Here is a 24,914-nt window from a genome sequence, read left to right as displayed (position 1 = left end):
CCCCCCTTTTTTAACCGCAGGCTGGAGGCCGTGCGGTGCGCTTTGAGGTAGGTCGCGTCGATCATCACGGTCTTTTCCTCGCCGTGTTCGGCAGCCAAGCCGACCATCATCCGAGCGAAGATACCTTTTTCGCTCCAACGCTTCCACCGGCTGTAAAGCGTCTTGTGCGGCCCATATTCCTTGGGAGCGTCACGCCAACGCAACCCATTGCGATTGATGAAGATAATACCGCTCAGCACTCTCTTGTCATCGACCCGTGGCTTGCCATGCGACCGCGGGAAGAAAGGGGAAAGCTTGGCCATCTGCTCATCGGTCAGCCAGAAAAGGTCGCTCATATCACCGCTCCGTTTTCCGAGCCGTGAATCATGCTGCGCGTTGGAAATCAATGCATCCTGACCCTAGGACCAGGCGCTCAAATTTCCGTCTAGTTTGATGCTAATCGGCGTTCTGTCACAGGGAGTGTCTCGGGGCATGGAAGCGCTACCGGGCATCAGAACACCTTTCCACATCAATCACAGGGAGTCGGCAAACCCGGCGCTCAAATCAAGGAGGCATGCGCCAGGTCAGAGCCCTGCATGATTGCTCAGTCACGCCCGTGTATTGCGTGATCAGCGTCTAAAATGCGCTGCATCTGGCCGTTGCGGTTCGTCACTCCGGCGCGAACCCTTCCTGACACCAAATCGGCAACCATCGCCGATTCAAACCCTTCGTTTCGACCATCGTGTCCGATCGTTTTCCCCGGTTCTACAAAAAGGCCGTGTGCAACACCGGGTGCCACCGGCGTGATCATTTGTCTGGCTAAGCTGGAAGGCAATAAGGCAGCGCTGTCTCCATTTAGCGAAACAATAATCGAACGCATGATCTTGATCAAACCTGTTGCGCTGGCCCACAGACCAGCGGCAGCACTTTCGGGATGGCGGACGAAACCACCCGGTATCGGCTGTCCGTCCTCTAGAAACCCATTCGCATGAGGCCTGCGCGGTTCAAGATCGAATGTTGCCCTAGTTGCACCGATCGGGTTCAGGACGTTGGACGACGCATAGTCGGAAAAGCTTACATCCGTTACATCCTCGATTAGGCACTGTAAAATTGTTGTCCCGCCGCCGCTGTAGTCGTAGCGTTTGAAAAACCGACGCTCCGTGTGAACAGGAGGAGAAATAGCTGGGTGTTGTCCGTTCAGAATATCGATGAGACCTGGGATTTCATCATCAACCCCATACCCCATGAAACCATGAATGTTCGTCCCGGCGGTATGCGACAACAGATCCGAAATTGTTGTTCTGCCGCTTCGCGGACCCGTGAGTTGCCACCGTTTAAGGTATCCGTTTATTGGAGCGTCGAGTTCGACATGCCCATCCCGAACCAGCGTAAAGACCGCCAAAGCGGTCACTGTCTTCGAGCATGAAGCCACTTGAAATAGTGTTCGGTCATTGACGGGGGTGCCAGGTGCCGCCATCCCGCCATGAGCCTGCCGTAGCTGATTGCCTGTCTGATCAGCGATCTGCCAACCCGTCTGATCACTTTCTTTAGCGAAAGGCGCTGGTGCAGCCATCGCTGAAAGCGAAGCGAATCCGGCAAGTGTAAAGAACCTGCGGTCCATTTGAGTCCTCACAAATATGGTATTTTTCCGAATCCGAAACAGCTGAAGGATCCTACAGCAACCGTAGCTTCGAAAAGCGGCCCGTTCGCCCGACCCTATAGGGCCGTAATACCAGACCCCGGAGGACATAAGTTTGACGTGTCTTGATCAATGACCCTCGGCATGAATCCTAATTCAATGCTTCTTAGCAAAACAGCAAACCTGGCATTGTTGCACAAAACAGGTGATGGCCGAGGTTCCGCGAGAAGCGTCTCCTGTTCGAGGCTTTGAACAGGTCACTCGCCGACAGTGGGGATGACGGTTAGAAATTTAACGTCAATCCGGGCGCTGAAGGTCCGTCACAGCGTCCGGGATTTCGCAACCCACGGATGTTTGGCGACACTGTAACAAAAGTCGAACATCGCAGTACGGGTGTTATGTGAAGCGATCTCTGGTTGAGTGGTCCGTCCGTCCACAGCCTACCGGCCCAATCACCTAACACCACATTGAGCGGCTTTTTCCCGCCCCATTGATCTTGTTCGCCCAGTCCGATATTCAGACCGGCTGCGTTTTCGGCCGTCTATCCGAGCCCAGCCCAAAACCAACGAGCCAACCGATGGAGGGTGCCATGTAGTTCAGAAACTGCATGAAAGGCCAATGACATGGCCCATTACAAACGCAAACGTCCCCGTACCGTGCTTGGGAACGGGTATGAGCAGGCGGAAGAAGCGGTTTTGGGCGGATGAGGAGAAGCGCGAGATTTGTGCGCAGGCGGTTACGCCGGGGATGTCGGTTGCGCAGGTGGCGCGTCGCTATGCGGTCAATGCGAACCTTATTTTCAAATGGCTAAAGGATCCGCGGTTTTGCGCGCGCCTGCCGTAGCGCGACACGTGCGTCGGGGGATTTACCCCGTGCGTCCTTCTCCACGGCATAGAGTTCCGCGATCCGCCGGATCGCTTCCTCGGCAATGGCGTTGCCCTGGGAGGCGAAGACATCCACGAACTTGCGGCGGACATGCGCCATGCAGGCCATCTCATCTGCCTTGTAATGCCCGAACAATCCGTTGGAGCCGGAGTATCCATCGGCATGGACCCACCCCTTGTAGCCTGCGAGGTGACTGACGGGATGTTCGCCTTTGCGATCAATCGTGAACTGATACCAGGCACATGGCGGTGATTGTCCTGCCCACGGCCTCTCGTCACGCACATAAGTCCAGACCCGCGCTGTTTTGGTCTTCTTTTGCCCCGGCGCCTGCATCTTGACGGGCGTATCATCCGCAAAGAGCGCGCCGCCGCGCCGGACGATCCGCCCCATCTCATCGGCCAGTGGTTCCAACAGCGCCGTTGACCGGCCAACCCGGTCGGCCATGGTCGAGCGATCCAGATCGATCCCTTCGCGGGCATAGATCTGGCTCTGGCGATACAAAGGAAGATGATCGGCGTATTTGCTGACCAGGACATGCGCCAATAGGCCCGGACCCGGCCGTCCACGCTCAATGGGGCGCGACGGCAAAGGGGATTGAACAATCGCCTCACAGCAGGCGCAGGCTTTGCGCGGGCGGACAATGCGGTTCACCACAAAGCGGCCCAGCACATACTCAAGTTCTTCGGTGATATCCTCGCCAAGCGTCTTCAGCTTGCCGCCGCAGCGGGTGCAGTCCTCGCCAGGCGAAAGCACTTCTTCATGCCGGTCCAGATGGTCCGGCAACGGCTTGCGGCTGTGCTGGCGCGGAGGCTTGTCTTCAGCGGACGACGTCTCAGGTTGCGTCTGTTCAGATGCGGCCTCGGCAATCGCCTCATCTTCTTCGAAGGTCAAATTGAGCTGATCCAGGCTCTCGGAACGCACACCAAACCGATGACGGTTCTGGCCCGCCAGTTGGTGCTTCAGCTTCTCGATCATCAGGGCCTGCGACTTGACCTCATCCGCCAATAGACGGTTCACAGCCCGCAGTTCTTCTGGGTCATCTGGTGTGATATCGAGGTCCTTCAGCATCGCTGATCCCATACCGGATCGGGGACAAAACGTGAATCCCGAAAGTGCTCAAAGCCTCGTATTTATTGGTCTATCCAACCTTCAGCGGGCGCCAGGTCTTCTGCGGTATCCGCCAGTCGATCCCTTCCAGCAGCATCGACAACTGTGCTGGCGTGACGCTGATCTTGCCGTCCTTCGCAGCGGGCCAAACAAACCGACCCTTCTCCAACCGCTTGCTGAACAGGCACGCGCCCTGCGCATCCCACCAGATAATCTTCAACAGATCGCCACGTCGTCCACGGAAAACGAACAGGTGGCCGGAGTAAGGGTCAAGTTCCAGAACCTTCTCGGTCTGCGCGGCCAACGTGTTAAAACCCCGCCGCAAGCCAGACCCGCGTGTTGCTGGGAACCGGGATCAAACCGCCAGACCTTGCACCAGGCTGACCACGGCTGAAAGCGCGGTCGGGCCCTCAACCAAGATGCGCCGTCCGTCCGACAAAGTGATGTCCACTCGGCTGGCCGACAGAGAGGCAGATGGAGACGGCATTGGCACGTCGATGGGCCGAGGTTCGCGGGTAACACCAGCCTCGATCTCAATCGGCAAAAACATCGCTTCTTGAGCGGACGCATCAGCCTCTGGCGCAAGCCGATCTTCAATGAACTGGAAGACTGGCTGCACGCGCAGCTGCCCAAAATCTCCGGCAAATCGCCACTGGCCCAGGCCATCCGCTACGCCCTTGGTCGGATGCCAAAGGCGCGGGCATATCTTACGAATGGCCACCTGGAGTTGGATAACAACACAGCCGAGCGGGCCGTCAAACCCGTGGCCATCGGTCGGAAAAACTGGATGTTCGCAGGCTCCGAGGGTGGCGGCAAAGCCATGGCAATCGCCTTCACCCTGATCGAGACCGCAAAGCTCAACAACGTCGATCCGCAAGCCTGGCTCACTTGGGTTCTCGCTCAAATCGCCGATCATAAGATCACACGCCTCGACGAGCTCCTCCCCTGGCGTTACGCTGCCCAAGCAGCGTAACAGCCTAAGCGCAAACCCAACAGGCCGGGTTCAACGGACGGGCACACTAAAACCTAAACTGAATGACTTCGATACTTCGCCTCGTCATCAATGTCCGCTTCCGCGCCGAGAAGCATGCCGTTTGGCAAACGCAGCGAAGGTCCATTTTCCGCCCATTCTTTAGAAAAGCAAAGTGTTCTGGCACAAAAGTAACGGCGCAGCCAACTCCGCCGCACTTGTTTTGGGGCCAGCAGGATTTGGACAAGCCAAACGCCTCTGGCCGTCAGGGGTAAGACGCTGCCTTCCCCCTCGGGCAACCCTATTAGACAACACCGTGTCCTCGGCTGAGCCTGCGGGCCGCACCACTATTGTCGAATAGCATTGCCTCGCCCCCATCCGCGTTCGCCACGTGGCAGATCAGCAGGAACAAGCGCCTTCCGCGTCTGATCTGCAAATCAGCCCTGATTTCCCAAAAGGGAAGTCAGGATCATTGAAATCGGTCTAGGTGCTAGATGAAGGACGTGAGGCGAAAATGGAAAGGTTCTGTCGCTGGTGGCAGAACTATGTGTCGCCTGACAAAGAGTGTGGGGCGACACATAGTTTTGCCATTGCCTCGCCACTAAGCCATTGATTTTGGGTCAACAAGATTCTCCTTGGCACACTAGTTTTGCCTTTTACGACTCAAAGGTTTTCCATCACATCAGAGCAGCCCAATAGCCGCCATTGGTCTCAAGTGCGGAGAAGGCTCGGAATGATCCCAGATTGTCAGGTGCTTCACCAATTGCGAATGGCAGCAATGAGCTGTCACCCTACTCACCGGACCCATTGGTATCTTGCTCACGTTATTGTTCTCGGTAGGAAAAACGGACGGACCATCCAATTCAGATCATTGCCTGCGGCAGAAAAAATGGCATCCCGCCTGCAGGTACCGTGTTTATCGGCAAGTCGATACCGTAAACTTGCTGCATCGTCTCATTGTTGAGAACATCCGACACAGTACCTGATGACCAGACTTTCCCTTCGCTCAGAATGCAAACACTGTCGGCGAACAAAGCTGTCAGGTTCAGATCGTGCATAACTACGACGACACCTCCGCCTTTGACCGCGAAGTCCCGCGCGATGCGCAGAACGATGAACTGATGTGCGATGTCCAGGCTTGCAACGGGTTCATCCAGCAACAACCAGCGGGGCTGATCCTGATCCCTGGTGTCCCATACCTGTGTCAGGACACGCGCTAGCTGAACGCGTTGCTGCTCACCGCCAGATAGGTTCTGGTAGGACCGCGTCTCAAAGCCGCCGAGGTCAACTTGCATCAATGCCCGAGACGGCAACGTGTCGTCCTCGGCGGCCAAGCCATTTGCCAGCCCAAGCCTGACGACTTCATGCACAGTGAAGGGGAAAGCCACGGTCGTTGACTGCGGAAGAACGCCTCGTATGGCAGCCAATTCCCAAGGCTTTAGTGCCGTGATGTCGTGGCCGTTTAATGAGATCCTGCCGGAGCTTTGGATTTCTCCCGACAGTGCCTTCAGCAAAGTCGATTTGCCGGATCCATTCGGGCCGATGATGACCGTGACTTGCCCGGGCTCTGCTTTAAAATCCACGCCTTTCAGGATTTCTTTGCTTCCGATGCGGAAGCGTATGTTTTCAGCTTTCATACTTACATTCCCATTGAGCCGTGGCGTCGAAGCAGGATCCAGAAAAACACCGGCACGCCAAGGATTGCGGTCACGATCCCAATTGGTAGCTCCGCTGGAGCGACGATCACGCGGCTGATCATATCTGCGCATAACAGCAGCGTGGCCCCCAGCAGAGCTGAATTCACCAGCAAGCGATGGTGGTCTGGTCCAGTGCTGAGACGCAGCAGATGCGGCACCACGATTCCGATAAAGCCTATGCCACCCGACGCGGCAACGGCGGCACCAGTTGCCCCAGCAACCGCCAGGATCGCGACGTTTTTGCTTCGCTGGACTGAAATACCCATGTGATGGGCAATGGCCTCACCCATCGCTAAGCCGTTCAGGGCACGGGCGAGAAACTGTGTGCATATAAGTGCAGCCAGAATAATCGGGGCAGCCGTTGCAACCTTTACCCGTGTTGCACCAGCCAGCGAGCCCATACCCCAGAAAGTGAGGTCTCTGAGTTGCTGATCGTCAGCCACGTAGATCATCACGCCGGATACCGCTCCGGCCAAAGCCGCCAACGCAATGCCTGCAAGCAGCATGGTGGCGACCGATGTCTGCCCTTGGCGCGTGGAAACACGATAGAGGATCAGGACTGACGCCCATCCCCCCAAAAAGGCCGCGACGGCAATCAGCCCATCGCCTACCCACGCGAGGACTGCGCCAGGCAGCAGGCCACCAAAGACGATGGCTGTAATCGCGCCCAACCCTGCGCCCGCGCTGACACCGACGATGCTAGGATCGGCCAGCGGATTGCGGAACAGCCCTTGCATCACGACGCCCGAGACTGCCAGCGCCGCGCCAACAAGTATGCCCATCGCAAGACGGGGCAAGCGAATGTCCCACAGAATGATCCGGTTCAGGTCTGACAATTCGCGCCCATGAAGCAAATCCAAGACTGCTATCGTCAGCGTGGCTTCGGACGCCCCGACCGAGACGCTGACCACACTGGTTACGGTCAGAACGACAGTTAGAAACAGCGTCACACGCCGGGCCCTAATCCTCCGCGCGTCGGCGCGCATCGGAGCGCCGTGGTCCAAGGCCAGCGTCATGATCCACTCGCGTATTGCAACGCCGCCGATAGGTCTGAAATTGCCGCTGCAGTACGCGGGCCAAAGCCCAGAAGATAAGCGCCCTGCATGCGGATAAGGGCTTTGTTTTGCCCGGCCGGGGTCAGTTGGATTGCGGGCAGCGCGAACAAGTCTTCGTCCGGGGTTGCATGATTGCCCTGCCTTTCCATCATCAAGATCACGTCAGGCGCTGTGACAGCCAACGCTTCGGGCGTCATGGTCTTGAAGCCACTAACGCCTGCCGCAGCGTTTTCGCCGCCCGCCAATCTGATAATGCTATCTGCCTGAGTATCTTTCCCACCGACGGTGATCTCACCATCCAGTGCCGAAAGAATGAACAAAACGCGCAATGGGTCTGCACCCGCTGCCGCCGAGGCACTTTCCTGCGCTTGCTCCAATTGTTGCGCAGCGTTTGTAGCCAACTCTTCGGCTTCGGCTTCAACGCCTAAAGCTGCGCCGACCGCGCGAATCTTTTCTATAATTCCGTCGCGGGAAAACTCATCATCGATAGTGACATATTCCACACCGGCTTCTTGTAGCACCGAAATGGCATCTGGCGGGCCTGAGCCTTCCAGTGCCAAGATGAGATCGGGTGCGACCGACAGCACGCCTTCGGGTGATAGGGCGCGCCGATAGCCGACATCGGGCAAATCCATCGCATCTGCCGGGTAGGTTGAGGCGCGATCACGGCCTACAAGCTGGTCTTCCTGCCCGAGAGCATATATAATCTCGGTAATTGAACTACCGATGGCGATCACGCGCCTTTCCTCAGCATCTAAGGTAGTAGCGGAAAGCAAGGCAGCTGCGCAGAGAGGTAGCAGCCGTCGCATTACAACACCCCTTTATCGGCCGCATCGGATAACCCGGCGACCAGCGCATCCCAGGCGGGGCGGTGGTCAGTATCGCCGGCGCGTCGACCGAATATCTGGAAAATCAATCCGCCTTCAGCGTCAAACGCTTCAACTGAAACAGCGGGTCCTCGTTGCGTGGGTTTGGTGACGGCCCAGACCTCGGCAATATGATCGGTGCGCAGATGCAGGTTGAAATCCGGGTCCAGCACGTTGAACCAAGGTCCCATCTGTTTCAGGGTTTTGACTGGGCCACCATGGATTTCAATGCAACCGCGATTGCCGACAAAGACCATGACCTCAAGCCTTTGGTCGCGCACCTGTTCGAACATTCGCGGAATTGTGTCTGGGTCAAGCGCCCGAACCAGAGGCGCACCGGCAATACGATACGCCCCCAACCGGTTCATCTTGAGCTTAGATGTCAAGCGCAGGAATTGATGCGTATCCGTCATCTTGGCCCACTCATTGCGCAGAGCTTCAGCCTTGTCCGGATTGGCCTTAGGTGCCTCGGTTGGTTTGCGCTGCTCGACAGTCATCGTCTGGGATTGATCGTCCGCGGCCAGCGTCTGGCCCAGATGTGTCCAGTGATCCAGATCCGAGCCGTCCCGCAGAAAAATCTTGTGAACCGCATCTCCGGCCGCATCAAATACTTGAATCGAGCGGCGTGTTCCGGAATCCGTTTCACGCTCGACCGCGAAGGCATGAACCCAGTGACTGGGGAACATGCGCAGGTCAATCTCTTGGGTCAGGACCATCGCGGCATGAGCGCCAGGGTGGTAGTTGTTGTATTGCCCGACTTTCTCGATCACGCAGGACGGGTTGCGAGTCAGCGCCATAACCTCTCCCAACCCGTTCAACTGACCAAACAGCGCATCCAAGTCGGATGTCAGCCGGGTTGCGCCTTGTCCTGCAAAGGCTGCGATAAGCTGGCCTTCGGACAAACCAAGTGATTCCGCCAGATCGCGATCACGTTTGCCCGCCTTCTCTGCATAGGCAGCACGAATATCCTGAGGGGCCATAAGCACCTGTTCCATAGTGGATTTCCCATCTTCGAGTGGTTCTGTGAGGCGCTGGCCCGGCCCATGATCGCGTCATTGGCCCGCTGGCAGTGACTGCAATTTCAGTCACGGAAATATGTTGACTATTTTAGTAATCTTTATTAACGAGCACAAGTCATCGCTGAAAGGCGATTCCAAAAAACACCAAAAAGACTGACCTTAGCCAGCGAACTGCAAGCACCTCCGGTCCTCAAACCACTCGAAGGGACAGATATGCGTGCTTCAATTCGAAAGGTGGGCCTGCTTGGCACCGCCTCTTGCCTCAGTTTGATCGCAGCGACCGCTTGGGCGCAGGAACAGGATGATGGGTTCCTGGGCACTCTTGAGCTGGGCGAAAGCAAACGGGAAATACAGACCGACACCGCAGTACCGATTACCAACATTGATCAGGAAGAGATCAATGACCGTCAGGCCAACACGGTTGCGGAACTGATCGACACTGTGCCTGGTGTGACTCTGGTGAATGGCTCGACACCGCAGGGGTCTGGCATCAACATCCGGGGCTTCGGCGCCAACAGTACCTTCGGCACCGACCAGAAGGTTCTGATTCTGATCGACGGGGCAACAACCGGCTCGGAAGAGCTGTATAGGATCGGCAACCAACTCTTCACCGACCCTCAGCTTTACAAAAGCGTGTCGGTGATCCGTGGCACCGTCGGGTCGTTCGAATTCGGCTCGGGCGTTGTTGGCGGCGTGGTTCAGTTGGAAACCAAAGACGCATCGGACTTCACCGGTGGTGAGCCCGGCTTCCGGTTCCGTCAGACGCTGGAAGGCTATTCGAATGGCAACGGTTTCGCTTCGTCGTCGATCCTGGCGTGGCAGCCGAATGAGCAAACGGAGTTTCTGTTCAACTACAGCTATCGCGATCAGGACGATCAGGAAGACGGGGATGGTGAAACAATCGGCAATAGCGCCTTTACTCTGCCTTCGCTATTGGCAAAGGGGAAATACAGCTTCGGTGACAGCCTTGAGCATTCGATCACTGCGTCCTGGAACCAATCGACTTCGGAAGAGCGGGACGTGCCCTATGACTCTTTTGGTACAACTGCGGATGCCTTTGGCAATGTAGATCGGGACATTGAAACCCGGATTGGCATCTTGCGCTATCAATACCGGCCAGCGGACAATGATCTGATCGATCTGGACGTGAACCTCAGCTATTCCGAACAGTCCATCGACAGCAGCTATGTCTCTGGCTCTTCCAGCCTTGAGGGTACACCGTTCTTCCCAAGCATTCAGGCGCTGGCGGACGCAACGCATAACTACGAAACCACTAAGCTGACAATAAAGAACACCTCGTATTTCCAAACCGGCATTGCGTCCCACGATCTGCGGGCCGGGATCGAGTTCATTGATCGCGAACGTCTGGATGCCCCTTCGGCACCGGGTGGCACAGATCGGCGTGTCGCATTGTTTGCTGTTGATGACATTCAGATTGGCGATCAACTGACAATCACCCCGGCGCTGCGCTACGAAACGCAAGATATCGAAGGGGATGGCGATACAGCGCCTTTCAATGAGAGCTACGATAACGACGCTTTGATGGGGGGGCTGTCGGCGCGGTACGAATTCGCAAACGGTTTCGCAATCTTTGGGGGCGGCGCCTACACCGAAAGCCTGCCAATCATCGACGACCTCGGCACCCCGGCGTTTATGACCCAGCCCGAGAAATCCCGTACCTGGGAAGCAGGGTTTTCGTTCAATCGCGGAGATATCTTTGCCGAGGGCGACATCGTGCGCGCCAAGGTGAATTTCTACGACACCAACTTGCGGGATGTGACGTCGTACAGTCAGTCGAACCCGATTACCGGAGCCTCTGTTCTTTTGGATGAGATCGAAACGCGCGGCGTCGAAATCGAGGCATCCTACGCGAACGCAGGCGGGTTCTACATCGACTTTAACGCCAACGTCGTAAGCGGCACCGAAACAAACGAAAACAGCGAGGAGTCTCGCTGGCGCAACGAACCGGCGGATTCGGCGCGGATCACGTTCGGCAAGCGGTTTGGTGAGACGTTGGACGTGAGCTGGGAACTGTTCGGAGCCAGATCTGGCTTTGATTCCTCGGGCGTTCCGGTTGCCGGGTATGGCGTGAACACATTGCGTGCTTCCTATTTCCCGCAAGAAGGTGCGCTTGAAGGGTTCGAAGTTCGTGCCGGTATCGAGAACATCTTCGACAAAAGTTATCTGCCGAACCTGTCCACGCGCAATGCACCGGGCCGGAACTTCAAGCTGACCGTGGCCAAAACCTTCTGATGCAGGACAAGAAAGGAACAATTATGCGAATAGCGTCGAAAAGAAATGCTCGGTTGGTCCAGTTGGCCCTGCTCCCAATCCTGGGGGCGGGGCTTGCCTGTGCTGAAGAATCCGGTGGCGTATCGATTGAGCTCAGTTCTGCGGAAGAACGAGACCAAAGCTGCCTGCTCAGCTTTCTGGTCGAGAACACCTATAACGCTGATATCGAGGGTGCCGTCTACGAAACCGTCTTGTTTGGCGCGGAAGGTGAGGTTGCGCTGCTCACGCTTCTGGATTTCGAGGATCTGCCCGCAGGACGACCTCGGGTTCGTCAATTTCAATTCGATGGAATGACCTGCAACCAGATCACCCGCATCCTGATCAACGGCGCACAAGAATGTGCGCATCAAGGGGACCCCGAGAATGCTTGCATGTCAAACCTGAACCTCAAAAGCCGCCTAGAAACCGAGATGATTGGATAAACTAATGGATGCGATCATTCAGAGACTGACGGATATCCTCGCGCTCGGCGGGCCGGTTGTTGCGATCCTGATCGCAGCTTCGGTCGCAACCTTGTCGCTGATCTTCTACAAACTGTGGCAATACAATTCTGCCGGGGTGGGTCGTCACCTCGATCTGTCCTTGGCAATTGAAGCCTGGGACCGTCAGGAACGGGCCGCTGCGATGGCGCATCTGAATAGAAGCCGAAGCTACCTGGCCCCGGTGATTGCGATGTCGTTAAGTGAAAATAGCAGCGCGCTGTCTGAGCGCGTCGATGCCGAGGCCGAAGCGCGTTTTGCCGGGCTTGAACAGGGCCTCAACGTGCTGGACACGGTTGCTCAGCTTGCACCGCTATTGGGATTGTTCGGCACTGTTCTTGGTATGATCGAAGCCTTCCAAACCCTACAGGGCGCGGGCAACTCGGTAGACCCGGCGCTGCTTGCGGGCGGAATCTGGGTTGCTCTGCTGACAACGGCTGCGGGGTTGGCCGTCGCCATGCCGACTTCGCTAATCCTGACTTGGTTCGAGGCCCGCATGACGCGCGAACGCATCTTCGCCAACCGCGCCTTGCGTACTGTCTTCGCCCCAGGACACGGCACGGAAAACCCCCTAGCCGACATGCCCAATGCCCCCCTCGCCCATGGCACTTGAGACCCGCATCAAACGGCGCAAACGCCTATCAATGACGTCGTTGATCGATGTCGTCTTTTTGCTGTTGCTGTTTTTCATGCTCACCTCAACCTTCTCGAAATTCGGCGAGATCGAGTTCTCCACTGCTTCGGGAGGAGAGTCTGACCAAGACATCCCGATCCGCTTTGTGAAGCTAGAACAGGATCGTCTTCTGGTCGACGGGACCGAAGTGTCTCTGGACGCCGTAGCTGCGCTGTTCGACGGGACCAGCAAACAGATGGCACTGATCAGTCTCGGCCAGAACGCGACCTCGCAACAATTAATTGACCTGCTGACGACTTTGAACGGCGTGGCGCAGTTGCGGACGCAGGTGATCGGATAATGCAACTGAAACCAAAAGCGAGGCAAACACGAGAGCCCACAATCGCCCTGATCAATGTGGTCTTTCTGATGCTCGTTTTCTTTATGATTGCGGGTACCCTTGCCCCACCGCTTGGCAATTCGGTTCAATTGGTCGAAACACGGGACCTTGAAGGGCGCGAGCCGCCAGATGCGCTGGTCATCCGTGCCGATGGTGTGCTCGAGTATCGCGGGGCCGAGCTTACGGATGTCGAAGCCTATGTTGAACGCGCCTCGATTGACTTGCCGCTGGATACCGTGCGCTTGGTTCCCGACCGCGTGCTTCCAGCGGTGCGGTTGAAAGCGGTCAGTGATGCCCTTCGGGGTCTTGGCACAAAGAAAGTCTTTGTGGTGACTCAAAGGGCTCTGCAATGATCCCCAAATCCCGCGCCATGGCCGCAACTGCACTCCTGTTGGCGGCAGCTACGCACGGTCTGGCACTGCATGATTTTGGCCCTCAAGCGACTGTACAGATCGACGGTAGTGGTTCGTTCGAAGCTTCGGCGCTTGGAACGTCCTTTAATGATTTCTCTGCCGGAACCATTGCATCCGCACCGATCAAGGCCCGGAAAGCGACTGTAGAGCCTGATCAAGCAACTGAACGAGCAGACCCCGAGGTGCAAACAACGAAGGCAGCAAAATCCCTGACGAAACAGGTCGCGCCTACCTCAAAACAAGTGTTGACGGCAACGGCTTCTCAGAAGCCCAGCCAGCCCGATGTGACCCAAGCCAAGCAACCCGAGACAGAACCAGCACGCAAACCCGCAACGGCACCCATCCAAAACCCAGAATTTGAGGAAAAGGGCGTTTCCCGGCCCGCTGCGAAGGCAGGAAATGCCGAGCGCACTCGGAAGAAAGGCACTATAACGGGCGAAGCCGCCAGTGGAGAAGTCGCTGCAGAAAAGACAACCCGCACGGCCTCGGCCACGGGCAATGCCGATGCAAGCAATTACGCGGGGAAAGTCAAACGCAAGATCCTTCGCGCGCGACGCAAAAGTGTGAACATCCGCGGCACCGTTCTGGTGACGTTTCGCATCGCTGACAGTGGGGAGTTGCTGTCAGCTAACATCACCCGCAGTTCAGGTTTAAAACGTTTGGATCAGATCGCATTGTCACAAGTGCGCGCAGCTGCTCCCTTTCCGTCTCCGCCTGCAAGGGCTCGTCGCGAGTACACTATAGAAATTGTGAGCAAGTAGATGTGAACTCGCGAGGCCAAAGTACTTTCGAAAACGACGTGGCCAGCACCGGATCAGAGTAGCGCAGGTTCGGGCGGTAGACTCAGAGCGCCCAACGGCGTGCATCAACTGGGCCGCACTACCATTGTACTAATGCTTCCAATGGAAGAATTTTGGCTATGAAGCTCAGCTTTCATCCCCTCTACGTGAATCTTTTCATTTGCAGAGATATACCACGTTCCGCCCAGGGTGTTGTTACCTCGGTCGCAGAGCGCACAAAGCGACCGTTCGCCCGAAAAGTGTTAGCGGCATGTTTGTCCGCACTACGGTCGTCGCCGAACGAGGTCTCGAATGGCACGCTGCTGCAACCAATGGATGATTAACCAGATCATTGCAAACCGCGAACATCGCTGAAGCGGTTTTATGTGAAGCGATCTCTGGTTGAGTGATGGCCGTTCAATGGAACAAGTACGAAAGGCTGCCTCGCGGACATTGCGGCTATCCGCATTTTTACTCCAAAGGACCGTAGTCAGGCCAATGCGGACGATCGCTACCAAGCATTGTAAAACTCAACCACACAACGAAACGTCCAGTTGCAAAGGTTGTATCGGAAGTGGCAACCAACCATGCAGGTCGTCGGCTAATCTGTTCAAAGTCGCCTTACAACTGCTCCGAACTGATCCGACGAGGACCTCATCTTCGAAGCATTCATTTGGCTCGACCACATTTACTTGCTTCGGAACTTGGTCGGTGTCATTCCGGTTTGACCTCGGAAAAAGCGAGTGAAATGGGACTTGTCGGAGTAGCCGAGCATCAGACCAATCTCCGCAATTGTCATCTTCTCATCTCTGAGTTGCTCTTTGGCGACATCGATACGTAGCCGTTTGATCTCGCGTGGCAACGTCGTGCCTTGTTGTTGAAGCGCTTTCAGAAACCGTTCCGGCTGTATCCCCAGAAATCCGGCCACCACCTCTGGCCCCAGTTCGGTTTCATCCAGCTTGTCGCATAAAACGGATCGCAAAGCGGCCACCACGGTGACTTCTTCTGTCTGTCGAGCCGAGGCAACGGGTTTGGCAGAACCCTCAGAGGCATGATGCAGAAACAACCATTCCACCGGAAAACTAATTTGCATTCCTGGGTCGGTCCCAAGGCCGACCTCGATCCCTTTGTAGTCGATAGGCAGACCAGTAATATATCTGCTTTCCCAACGCACACGAGAAGCCTCCCAGGCATCTCCGACGACGGTCTGCAAAAGGCGTACATAGATTGCGGCACCAAAACCGGTCACTTGAATGGGTGGGACAGCGGGTTCCTGTTGTCTCTCGATACGATAGGTCGCTTTGTCTGTTTCAATGACTAGGCTGTGCCGCACGGAATTGGACTCCTGCGGGACAAGCCCAACAAAGCGGGTAAAAAACTCAAACAGCGAATTTGTTGATTGCAAGGCCTGAGCAAATGGAGGCCATTCCTGCAGGTCAAAAGTCTCTCCTACATTCATGCCAAGGTATCGGTCCCCTGACAAGTCCGAGAAGGCATTTAGCAGACCGTAGACCAGCTCTGAGTGGACATAGACGGAAGGGTCAGACAACAGTTCGGACTTCAAGCCGACCTGATCCAAGGCTGGTTGCGGATCGATCTCGCGGTCGGTGAGATACTGCAGAAACGGAGCTGCAAGCGCGAGGCGAATGAAGCCTTCGCTATGCTCTTGAGAGGTGGAGTTGAACGGCAATCTCGTCAGCCTTTCAAGATCAAATGCTGTGATCAGTGGCCATTTTTTCAGTCACATTCGAACATCCTAATACGAAACTGGCAACCGAAGCAAAACTTTCCGGGCTACAGTTGGCAAAACATGAATATGAAGGGAGTACTTATGGCGAGTCTGCGAATGTCTCTTTGCTCGGCGGCAATTGTCGCTGCAGGTCTCTTTCTTGCATCGTCTGCGCAAGCTCAGGATCAGGAAGAACCCCAAACGCTGTTTACCAACGTGCATATCTTCGATGGCGTGAATGAACAGCGTATCGAGAATGCCAGTGTATTGGTCGAGGGCAACCTGATTAAGGCCGTATCAACCGATGCGATCGATGCCCCCAATGCCACAGTTATTGACGGACAGGGGCGGACACTGACCCCCGGGTTTATCGAACTGCACGCGCACCTGATGCTGATGGGGCCAACCTTGCCTGCGATGGAAGCCAACACAACGTGGGAAGACTTTGCCATTCACGGTGCGCGGATGGCCGAGATGTATTTGATGCAGGGCTTTACCACGGTCAGGGATGCGGGTGGAGCCAATGGCGGGTTGCGTCGCGCAATTGACGCAGGCCAAATTGACGGTCCACGTTACTTTCCGTCCGGTGCATTTATCGGAACGCGCGGCGGTCATGCTGACTTCGCGAATTTCACCGCTCCACCAGGTTCAGAGACCAACATGAGCCGTTTGAACTTGGCGCAGGAGGTGAGCGGTGTGGACGACGTCTACAGGTTCGCGCGCAACAATTTCCGCATGGGTGCGACCCAGTTGAAGTTCATGCAATCCGGGGGTGTCGTTTCGGCCTTTGACCCATGGCAACTACTGGCCGGATCGCCCGAGGAAATCAGGGCCGCCGTGCAAGTGGCCAATGAGTATGGCAGCTATGTCATGGCGCATTCCTATCGCAAGGAAGCGATCCTCAGTGCGCTTGATGCAGGTGTGATGTCAATCGAACACGGCTTTTCGTTTGACTGCGAAATTGCCCAGGTCATGAACGAAAAAGGGGCGTATATCACCACCAACCTGACGGCCTTCGATCCCGGGCTGCTTGATATTCCGGCGGTGGCAAACGTCCCTTCGAGCCTTGCCAAAGCCAAATCTGCCTCGGCCACATTTGCGGGCTACATCGACAATATGAAGGAGTGCCCGGTGAAGCGAGGGTTCCAGACCGACTGCGTTGGTTCGGTTGAGGCGTGCAATATCCAGATTGCCTACGAGAAGCACCTGAACAACGAGTTTTTCGGGCCCTACACATCCATGGTCACGCTGACATCGACAGGCGGCGAGGTGGTCGCTTTGTCAGGTGACTTCATGAACCCGTATACCGCTGGGAAACTGGGTGTGATCGAAGAAGGCGCCTATGCGGATATCCTGCTGATCGACGGTAACCCGCTCGAGGATTTCTCGGTAGTTGGTACGGGTGATCAGTGGTTCGGTGCCGACCCGAGGCCTGAAAGCCCTGATACGATTCGACTGATCATGAAGGATGGCGTTATCTACAAAAACACACTGGATTGAGCTGTCTAAATAGCCGGAGAGTATTTATGCACCATTGGTTCCGCTGGGTAGTATTCGCAGGGTTTTTTTGTTGTGGGCATTCTGCGCTGGCGACGCCTGAAACTGCATTAGATTGGGCCGACCTGCCAGACCCATCTGCGCAGGTCTTTGAAGACCCCTACCGTGATCTCAGCCCTGAACAATTTGACGATGTTCTCTACGTCGTTCGATTGCGAGGCAGGCTGCAGCAGGATCGTGGCAGCGAAGAAGAGCGGCAAAAGTGGCAAATGCTTTTGACCGAGACTGAGGATGCCTTGGCAAGTGATGGAATTGATGTCGACTGGCTGCTCGATCAGCGTGAAGTTGTGATGGAACGTCGGAGAAAGGCTGGGACGAACGGAAATCCACAATTCGACGGTCAAACAATCACGCTTGCGGGCTTTGCCATTCCTGCTCCGAATGATCCGGACGGTCGGCCTGTCGCGTATTTGGTGCCGGAACGCGGGATGTGCAGTCACATGCCTCCACCTCCACCCAACCAGATGATCCGTGTGCGGTTGAACGGGGACTGGGCACCCAGCTATTTCCATGAACCCGTTCGGCTGACGGGCATGCTGACCATCGACCCGTCTGTTCAGAATATGATGGTTGTGGATGGCCAGATGCGCATGAACGCGACTTTCCAGTTGGAAACGGAACGTGTCGAAACGCTCGAAACCAAGGCGGACAGGCTGGAATGGAAGCAGCGCGCCGCTGATCGCATCCGCGCGGCAGGCGATCGCAAGACCGGTGGGGCAAGCGCGTCTGAATGATAAGACTTCTGGCTGCTACACTGAGTATTGCCGTCGCTGGCGCTGCCTCGGCGCAAGGACTGTCCGGGCCCTCTTCGGTCGAAGCTGATCTTCAGCCCGGGGATGGGCTGAGCGACCCACAATACCGTTCCGACTTTCCACGCAACATCGCTCCGGGTTGGTTTGAGTGGAAAGACGGGCTGGCTGAGGGCGGGTTTCGGTTCAATATTGATTACCTGGCGCTAGGCCAAACCACGAATGCTGATCTGGGAACCGGCGAAGCGGCCAGCGGAATTGCGCGTTTCTACGGGAATTGGCAGGCAACTGAACGGGGTTCCCTGACATTCAAGATCGAAGACCGGCACAGCTATACCGATGTGGCCCCGCAGTTCCTTGGGCTGGATGGCGGAGCGCTGTCGATCACCGGGACAGCCTTCAACGATAGCGGTTTGCTGCTGACCAATCTGTTCTGGACCCAAAGGGCCGAAAACGGTTCGTGGACGCTGCAATTCGGGCAGATTGATGTAACGGACTTTTTGGACGTTTATGGTTTGGTAAGCCCCTACAGTGGTTTCCAAAACCTGTCTTTTAGTACTAACCCGACACTAAACGCGCCCAACCCGGGCCTTGGTATTGCCGGTGGGATCAAGCTGAGCGAAAACTTCTACGCTGTCGCGAGCGTTGCAGACGCAAATGCCGATCCGTCTGATCCAAACTTCGATGTTTTCAGCGACGGCAATCTCTTCAAATCACTCGAACTTGGGTACACGTCCGGCTTTGATCGCATTTATTTCGATAATGTCCATCTGACCCTCTGGCACGCGGATGCGGCCAAAGATGGCAGCCGAGCGGAAGACTACGGCGCTGCGTTTTCTGCAGCTTGGTTTGTTGACAATAAGTGGATGCCGTTCTTGCGGGCTGGGGCCTCAAAGGGGACCGCAGCGCTTTATGACCGGTCCTTCTCTGCAGGTCTGGGCTACTATGGTCGCAATACCGACTTGGCGGGACTGGGCCTGAACTGGGCCGAGGCAAGAGGCATAGACGGTGACCAGTTCACGCTCGAAGCATTCTACCGTTTTTCAATCTCACCTGGACTGCAGATCACGCCGTCACTGCAGTTCATTTCTGACCCGCTGCTGGACCCCACTGAGGATAGTATCACTCTGTTCGGTCTAAGAACCCGGATCGTCTTCTGAGGTGGTTCGATAGCATTAGCCAAGGGGGCTGGGTCAAGGGGTGTAAACAGGACATTGCAAAGCCGGTTTTCTGCGCATCGCTGCAATTTGGGTCTCGCGCAGCATCGAACACAATGGGCTCCTTTGGAACCTTCACCGCACGCTGCACTTGGGTCCGGTTTTGATTTCTTGGAAAAAATACAATAGCAGAAAGCCCCTGCACATCGCAGTTCGGGTGTTATATGCACCGGTCTCTCGTTGAACGCCCGATCTGCTGTCACATGCCTTCGTTATTGGCATTTTAGGCCGTGGCATTTTCCTTAACGATGTACCGCAGCAAGCTATTACCCTCGGCCATGAGGTCGAGGCAATCTTCGTTCTTTTTCACCACGGCTGCCCACGCCATTTGATCTTGTATGAAATCGTCAACGATCGCTATGCGTTGTCCACGGCCCATTTCCTTGGTTTTGCTTTTTAACGTTAACAGCCGGTCAATGTGTTCCACTAGGTTGGGTGACAGGTTCTGATCTTTAATGAGATCATGCAGGTTCATCGGTGGCGGCGTTTGGGGTATCTGCCTGATCCACGAGATCGCCAAAGCGGGTCGCAGTATGTAGAAATACGTTTTGAAGCTCACCTTTTGGCTCTCACCAACATGCTTGTCCCACTGTTTATGTGCCAGGTTGCGATAGTGGTGCAGGCAAGATTCGCCGTAGGTCGTCTTGGCTGCGAAGGCAATCAGCCGTTCACAGACTGCGTCATTCCATCTGTACCTGATAGGACTGGATAACCACTCCAACATCACAGGGTTAGGTTTGATCAACAAACCAAGTGCTTTGCGAATATCCCAACCGTTTATGTCCCAATCGCCCTCAATGGGCAGTTCGATCACATCGCGACCGGGCTCAAGGCGCTGCCTTCCCCCTCGGGCAACCCTATTAGACAACACCGTGTCCTCGGCTGAGCCTGCGGGCCGCACCACTATTGTCGAATAGCATTGCCTCGCCCCCATCCGCGTTCGCCACGTGGCAGATCAGCAGGAACAGGCGCCTTCGGCGTCTGATCTGCAAATCAGCCCTGATTTTCCCAATAGGGAAGTCAGGATCATTGAAATCGGTCTAGGTGCTGGATGAAGGAAGTGAGGCGAAAATGGCAAGTTTCTGTCGCTGGTGGCAGAACTATGTGTCGCCTGACAAAGAGTGTCGGGCGACACATAGTATTGCCATTTATCGACAGCTAAGTCATTGATTTTGAGTCATTCGATTTTTGATGGGCGCACGGGTTTTGCCATTTGCGACTCAAAGATTTTCCATCAAGCTGAAACCATCGCACAGCGGCAATTGCCCTTCTGTTTAACAGATACGGGCAAAAGCCGTATGCATAGCCGGATCGCACACTCTAAATTGCTTTAGGTTGCAACGTGCGAAACATCCCTGTCTGGCGAATAGATGTCGAGAATATTCCAATGCCCGGTTGTTGGTGTTGGGTTGTTGATCATTGGCACATCCAGCACGGTTGGCTTGCCACTGGCGATTGCCGCTTCCAGTGCGGGCAACAGTTCGTCCGCAGCGCTGAGCCTGTGCCCTTCCGCGCCGTAGGCTCGCGCTATGTCGGCATAGCCCGGTCCGTTTGCGGGTGCGGCGGCTGACCCGGGGAACGTGGTTCCATAGGTCAAACCGTAATGCGCTTTTTGAAGGCCAGCGATCGTTCCGAAGGCGTTGTTGTTCATAACCAACCAGATGATACCCAAATCAAGTTCGACCGCTGTTGCCAGCATCGACGGATTTTGACCGAATCCACCATCGCCAACCAAACTTAGTACGACTCGATCAGGTGCTGCCAGTTTTGCGCCGATCGCTCCCGGCGGGCCAAAACCCATCGTAGCAAACCCGCCCGGGGTCAGTATTGAGCCGGGGGTCAGGATATCGAATTGCTGTCCGACACCGTTCTTGTTCCACCCAACGTCCGTGGTGATGATGGCATCCTCAGGCAGTGCCTTGCGGGTATCTGCCAGAATACGCTCAGGCATCATCGGAAAGGCCGACGAGGTCGCCATTTCCACGTTGCGCGCTTTGAAGTCCGTCCGAAAGTCAGCGATCTTCCGCTCCAGCACGGGGCGCTTGAAGCCGTCCGGATACATCTCGCGGGCGACCCGGTTGAGGACTAGTAAAGCGGCCTTGGCGTCAGCAACGACTCCGATCTCGGTGGGGTAGTTCCGGCCGATCTCCTGCGGTTCAATGTCGATATGAATGACCTTGGAACCGGGGATGTTGAACGTATAGCCGGGGTACCAGCTGGAGCAATCGGCCTCTTTGAACCGAGTGCCCACGGCAAAGATGTAGTCCGCATTCAAGCAGGACTGGTTGACCAATTCGGTGCCCCAAAACCCGGTCATTCCCAGCACAAGCGGATGGTCGTCTCGCAACGCGCCTTTACCCATCAGGGAATGCGCGACTGGAAGGCCCATATGTTCAACAAATTCTCGCAACTCCTCGCTGGCCTGTGCCAGAAGAATACCACCCCCAACATAAGCGACTGGGTTTTCGGCCTTCGCCAAGGCTTCGACAATCTCTCGCGCTGTCTCGTCGTCAATCGACGGTTTCTTGAGCGCGCGCGTGTTGTCGCGGATACGGTCAAAGCTGTCCGAGGGGATCACCTCCGAAAAGATGTCCATGGGGACATTGACCAACACGGGGCCAGGCTGACCATTTTCGGCGAGATGGAACGCCTTTTCCAGAATTTCAGCCATCAAATCTGCGCGGTCCACCCGCCAAGCGCGTTTGACAAAGGGGCGATAGATTTCCCACTGGGCAGCATCTGCGTGAAGGTTCACTTCCTGGTGCGGGTGTTTACCGTAGTAATGCGTGGGAATGTCACCCGCGATCACGACCATCGGGATACAGTCCAGTGCGGCGTTGGCGACCCCGGTGGCGCAATTGGTCAGCCCCGGGGAGAGATGGGACAGCACCACCGAGGCCTTGCCCGTCACGCGGGCATAAGCGTCTGCCGCATGGCTGGCAATTTGCTCATGCCGTACAGTGACGAAATCGATGGGGCTTTCCGCCAACGCGGCCAGAACCGCTATATTCGTGTGGCCGCATAGACCGAACACATGTTTGACCTCACGACGCTCCAGGAAATCAACGATATGCTCGGCGACGGTTTTGCCGTCCAGTTTCGCTCCGTCCATCACGCGACCTCCTGTCCGTAGAACTCACCGAACAGGTCCGGCTCCGACGGGCGATCCTCGGGGATCGGACGGCTGACCCAGGTGTAGTTCATCATATGTTTCATTGTGACGTTTTCGTTGGTGATGTTGCCGCCCCAGATGCCGCAGCCCAGGCTGCTGGTCATAGGCATGCCATTGGTCCAGGCACCCGCATTGGCCTTGGACTGAGGCTGTCGCACCATCATGCGGCTGACCGGAGCAAGACGCGCCAACCGATCGATGTGATCGTCATTATGGCTATAAATCCCGCAGGAATGGCCCTTACCTCCGGTATTGTAAATCCGGCTGACCGTTTCCAGCGCGTCATCGAACGTGTCGAAGTGATAAAGCGCCATCAGCGTGGTCAGTTTTTCCTTGGAGAACTTGTGCTGCGGCCCGATTTGCCCCTGATTTTCGACCATCAGGAATTTGCGATCTTCGGGGATGCTAAAACCGGCGACTTTGGCCGTTTGCTGAGGCGGACAGGCGATGGTCGGGAACGTACGGTTTCCCTTTTCATCCCACATGGCCGCTTCGAGCATGGCCTTCTCTTCATCCGTACAAAGGTAGCCGCCCTCGGCTTGAAGCGCCTTGACCATATCGTCGTAAACTGAGCGCTGGATGATGATGTTGCCGTCGGCCGAGCAGCCCGACCCAAAGTCGGAGGTCTTTGAAATGCGACTGTTATGCGCGGCGATGTCCAGATCGGCGGTTTCATCGATGACGATGGACGAATTGCCCGCGCCGACGCCATAGGCCGGGCGCCCAGAACTGTAGGCCGCTTTGACCATAGGCTTGCCACCCGTTGCCAGAGTCAGGTCACAAATCTCCATGAGGTGCTGTGTTAACGGGATCGATGGTTTGCGGATCGACTGGAATAGGTCTTCGGGTGCACCGGCGGCACGGCAGGCTGCGCGCATGACCTCGACCATCTCAAAGGTGGTATGGGCGGTTCGCGGGTGCGGGCTGAAGATGACCGCATTCCGGGCGTTTGCGGCGGAAACACCGGTCACCGGTGGTGTCATTGCTGGATTGGTCATCGGGATCAGGGATGCGATGACACCAGCAGGTTTGGCATATTTCACCAGACCTTTTTCCTCATCCACCTCGACGATACCGGTCGATGGAGTGCGCAGGACATCACGCAGTACCATGTGAATCTTGAATCGCTTCGCGGGACGCCCTTCGCGATCTCCAATGCCGCTTTCGTCCACGCCCTGCTGGGCCAGACGCGTGAAAGTTTTCTCGTTCCCAGCATACCACGCGATGGCCTGGGACAGGCGGTCCAGCCTGTCCTGATTCCAATACTCGATCTCGGCCATGGCAGCGCGGGCGCGTGCCAGCATATCGGCCGCGAGTTGTCGGTCGTTTTCAGTGAGCTCTTTGCCCATGATGATCCTCTTGGTGTTTTAGAATTGCAGCATTGGGCACACGACGCTGTGACCGCGCCTCGCCGAATGTTCGTTTGGCGTGGCTGAGACAGCGACGCGCGTGTTCTTCATATCCCAACTCGGCAACGCGGCTTTGGTTGGGTAATTCAATGGAGTAGTCGACGGGCGGCATCCGTTCGATGATGCCGGTGAAGTCAATCCAACCTTCGCCGGGATAGAGCCGCGCATCGCGGGCCAGTTGGATCATGCCCTCTCGCGTATCGGCGATCCCGGGCAGGCAATCGGAGATATGCAGGAAGTGAAACAACTCCGAGGGGACGTGCAGAAGCTCTCCCAAATCCACGCGGCTGAGATGCAGATAAAGCGTATCGACCAGAATACCGCCATTCGGTTGATCAGAGGCGCGAACAATATCCAGGGCCTCATCCAGAGTGCGCAAGCGAGAGAAGCTTGGGAATTCCAAGTCCACTGTTAGCCCGTAGGGCGCCGCCAGTTCGCAGGTTTCAGAATAGACGTCGATCAGGAAGTCACGATCATCGCGGGTAGTGGTCCACGCGCTCATGATCATGCGTTTAGCGCCTAATTCCCCACCGATCTCAAGAGAAGGCTCAAAACTGCGGGGATCGACATCTTCCGTGATGCGCGCAAGTTCGACATCGAGGACTTTCAAGCCAGTGGTAGAGAGAGCAGTTTTGGTGGCATGCACCTGTGCCTTGTCGATTGGAGATTGAGTGAATTCACCGGGCACATGCATCGGAATGAATCGGGGGCTGACGGCATCGTAACCGGCGCGGGCGGCGATATAGACCAGCTCGGGCGGCGTACAACCGATCAGCGTCAGATGCGCCAAGGAATAGAGAGAGGGACTTGCGCCAGCCTCTTCGAGCTTCACCATGAACGACAACTCCACGCGTCTGCGAATCTCAATTTCATCACATGTAGTAAAAA

At 56.1% G+C, this 24,914-nt stretch carries 22 protein-coding genes and 3 pseudogenes; 11 read left to right on the top strand and 14 right to left on the bottom strand.

All coding sequences use genetic code 11. The annotated features are described in order from the left end of the window. Positions 1–335, bottom strand: a 335-nt coding sequence (locus AC2FGE_RS10930) for a transposase (RefSeq protein ID WP_496819248.1), incomplete at its 3' end; no start/stop codon positions are given. 248 nt (positions 336–583) lie between these two features. After that, complete coding sequence (locus tag AC2FGE_RS10925; RefSeq protein WP_496819247.1) at positions 584–1,600, bottom strand: serine hydrolase domain-containing protein; 1,017 nt, start codon at positions 1,598–1,600, stop codon at positions 584–586. Between the two features lie 636 nt (positions 1,601–2,236). Between AC2FGE_RS10925 and AC2FGE_RS10920 the strand changes: the two genes are divergently transcribed. Further along, positions 2,237–2,461 (top strand): transposase, encoded by a 225-nt coding sequence (locus AC2FGE_RS10920; protein ID WP_496819246.1) that lies wholly within the window; start codon positions 2,237–2,239, stop codon positions 2,459–2,461. On the opposite strand, the pseudogene tnpC reads toward AC2FGE_RS10920, so the two are convergent. The 3 genes and pseudogenes from tnpC to AC2FGE_RS10905 all read right to left on the bottom strand — a co-directional run. Further along, a pseudogene (tnpC, locus tag AC2FGE_RS10915) lies at positions 2,438–3,571 on the bottom strand (IS66 family transposase); the annotation flags it as partial. The gene AC2FGE_RS10920 and the pseudogene tnpC sit on opposite strands and share 24 nt — an antisense overlap. A 70-nt stretch (positions 3,572–3,641) precedes the next feature. Next, positions 3,642–3,969: pseudogene (gene tnpB, locus AC2FGE_RS10910) on the bottom strand (IS66 family insertion sequence element accessory protein TnpB). Next, the gene (locus tag AC2FGE_RS10905; RefSeq protein WP_496819245.1) at positions 3,966–4,160 is read right to left on the bottom strand and encodes a hypothetical protein; all 195 of its coding nucleotides are present in this window, start codon (positions 4,158–4,160) and stop codon (positions 3,966–3,968) included. The pseudogene tnpB and the gene AC2FGE_RS10905 overlap by 4 nt, the downstream one beginning before the upstream one ends. A 33-nt stretch (positions 4,161–4,193) precedes the next feature. Between AC2FGE_RS10905 and AC2FGE_RS10900 the strand changes: the two are divergent. Further along, a pseudogene (locus tag AC2FGE_RS10900) lies at positions 4,194–4,583 on the top strand (IS66 family transposase); the annotation flags it as partial. Positions 4,584–5,443: 860 nt separating this feature from the next. Here AC2FGE_RS10900 and AC2FGE_RS10895 read toward each other — a convergent pair. From AC2FGE_RS10895 to AC2FGE_RS10880, 4 genes are all read right to left on the bottom strand, one after another. Continuing rightward, the gene (locus AC2FGE_RS10895) at positions 5,444–6,217 is read right to left on the bottom strand and encodes a heme ABC transporter ATP-binding protein (protein ID WP_496819244.1); all 774 of its coding nucleotides are present in this window, start codon (positions 6,215–6,217) and stop codon (positions 5,444–5,446) included. Positions 6,218–6,219: 2 nt separating this feature from the next. Continuing rightward, the gene (locus tag AC2FGE_RS10890; protein WP_496819243.1) at positions 6,220–7,293 is read right to left on the bottom strand and encodes a FecCD family ABC transporter permease; all 1,074 of its coding nucleotides are present in this window, start codon (positions 7,291–7,293) and stop codon (positions 6,220–6,222) included. After that, a complete protein-coding gene (locus tag AC2FGE_RS10885) occupies positions 7,290–8,069 on the bottom strand; it encodes a heme/hemin ABC transporter substrate-binding protein (RefSeq protein ID WP_496819242.1) in 780 nt (259 codons plus the stop codon). The genes AC2FGE_RS10890 and AC2FGE_RS10885 overlap by 4 nt, the downstream gene beginning before the upstream one ends. A gap of 71 nt (positions 8,070–8,140) precedes the next feature. Next, a complete protein-coding gene (locus AC2FGE_RS10880; RefSeq protein WP_496819241.1) occupies positions 8,141–9,193 on the bottom strand; it encodes a hemin-degrading factor in 1,053 nt (350 codons plus the stop codon). A 237-nt stretch (positions 9,194–9,430) separates the two neighbouring features. On the opposite strand from AC2FGE_RS10880, the gene AC2FGE_RS10875 reads away from it, so the two are divergent. The 6 genes from AC2FGE_RS10875 (at position 9,431) to AC2FGE_RS10850 (ending at position 14,175) form a co-directional block, all read left to right on the top strand. Next, complete coding sequence (locus AC2FGE_RS10875; RefSeq protein ID WP_496819240.1) at positions 9,431–11,470, top strand: TonB-dependent receptor domain-containing protein; 2,040 nt, start codon at positions 9,431–9,433, stop codon at positions 11,468–11,470. A gap of 62 nt (positions 11,471–11,532) precedes the next feature. Next, positions 11,533–11,931 (top strand): hypothetical protein, encoded by a 399-nt coding sequence (locus AC2FGE_RS10870; protein ID WP_496819239.1) that lies wholly within the window; start codon positions 11,533–11,535, stop codon positions 11,929–11,931. After that, positions 11,924–12,601 (top strand): MotA/TolQ/ExbB proton channel family protein, encoded by a 678-nt coding sequence (locus AC2FGE_RS10865; RefSeq protein WP_496819238.1) that lies wholly within the window; start codon positions 11,924–11,926, stop codon positions 12,599–12,601. Before AC2FGE_RS10870 ends, AC2FGE_RS10865 begins: the two co-directional genes overlap by 8 nt. Next, on the top strand, positions 12,591–12,962 hold the full coding sequence (locus AC2FGE_RS10860; protein WP_496819237.1) for a biopolymer transporter ExbD: 372 nt from the start codon (positions 12,591–12,593) through the stop codon (positions 12,960–12,962). Before AC2FGE_RS10865 ends, AC2FGE_RS10860 begins: the two co-directional genes overlap by 11 nt. After that, entirely contained in the window at positions 12,962–13,354 is a 393-nt protein-coding gene (locus AC2FGE_RS10855; protein WP_496819236.1) for an ExbD/TolR family protein, read from the top strand. The genes AC2FGE_RS10860 and AC2FGE_RS10855 overlap by 1 nt, the downstream gene beginning before the upstream one ends. A 17-nt stretch (positions 13,355–13,371) precedes the next feature. Continuing rightward, positions 13,372–14,175, top strand: a complete 804-nt coding sequence (locus AC2FGE_RS10850) for an energy transducer TonB (protein ID WP_496819235.1) — start codon at positions 13,372–13,374, stop codon at positions 14,173–14,175. A 706-nt stretch (positions 14,176–14,881) separates the two neighbouring features. Here the strand turns inward: AC2FGE_RS10850 and AC2FGE_RS10845 are convergent. Next, a complete protein-coding gene (locus AC2FGE_RS10845; RefSeq protein WP_496819234.1) occupies positions 14,882–15,883 on the bottom strand; it encodes a helix-turn-helix transcriptional regulator in 1,002 nt (333 codons plus the stop codon). 126 nt (positions 15,884–16,009) lie between these two features. Here AC2FGE_RS10845 and AC2FGE_RS10840 point away from each other — a divergent pair, with 126 nt between their 5' ends. From AC2FGE_RS10840 to AC2FGE_RS10830, 3 genes are read left to right on the top strand one after another with little or no spacing between them, the layout of a single operon-like run. Then, entirely contained in the window at positions 16,010–17,422 is a 1,413-nt protein-coding gene (locus AC2FGE_RS10840; protein WP_496819233.1) for an amidohydrolase family protein, read from the top strand. Positions 17,423–17,448: 26 nt separating this feature from the next. Beyond that, complete coding sequence (locus AC2FGE_RS10835) at positions 17,449–18,213, top strand: DUF3299 domain-containing protein (RefSeq protein ID WP_496819232.1); 765 nt, start codon at positions 17,449–17,451, stop codon at positions 18,211–18,213. Next, positions 18,210–19,388 (top strand): carbohydrate porin, encoded by a 1,179-nt coding sequence (locus AC2FGE_RS10830; protein WP_496819231.1) that lies wholly within the window; start codon positions 18,210–18,212, stop codon positions 19,386–19,388. The genes AC2FGE_RS10835 and AC2FGE_RS10830 overlap by 4 nt, the downstream gene beginning before the upstream one ends. A gap of 280 nt (positions 19,389–19,668) precedes the next feature. Here AC2FGE_RS10830 and AC2FGE_RS10825 read toward each other — a convergent pair whose 3' ends face one another. From AC2FGE_RS10825 to AC2FGE_RS10810, 4 genes are all read right to left on the bottom strand, one after another. Beyond that, positions 19,669–20,379: a DNA polymerase beta superfamily protein gene (locus AC2FGE_RS10825; protein ID WP_496819230.1), complete on the bottom strand. Its 711-nt coding sequence runs from the start codon at positions 20,377–20,379 to the stop codon at positions 19,669–19,671. 396 nt (positions 20,380–20,775) lie between these two features. Beyond that, complete coding sequence (locus AC2FGE_RS10820) at positions 20,776–22,557, bottom strand: thiamine pyrophosphate-binding protein (RefSeq protein WP_496819229.1); 1,782 nt, start codon at positions 22,555–22,557, stop codon at positions 20,776–20,778. Beyond that, entirely contained in the window at positions 22,557–23,966 is a 1,410-nt protein-coding gene (locus tag AC2FGE_RS10815; protein ID WP_496819228.1) for an aldehyde dehydrogenase family protein, read from the bottom strand. Before AC2FGE_RS10815 ends, AC2FGE_RS10820 begins: the two co-directional genes overlap by 1 nt. Beyond that, positions 23,947–24,861 carry a sugar phosphate isomerase/epimerase family protein gene (locus AC2FGE_RS10810; protein WP_496819227.1) on the bottom strand — a complete coding sequence of 305 codons (915 nt, stop codon included), beginning with the start codon at positions 24,859–24,861 and terminating at the stop codon, positions 23,947–23,949. Before AC2FGE_RS10810 ends, AC2FGE_RS10815 begins: the two co-directional genes overlap by 20 nt. Positions 24,862–24,914: the final 53 nt, after the last annotated feature.

The sequence above is a fragment of the Ruegeria sp. YTSA075 genome (assembly GCF_059610245.1).
The sequence above is the reverse complement of the archived record's forward strand: the minus strand, read 5'-3'. Positions and strand labels throughout refer to the sequence as shown.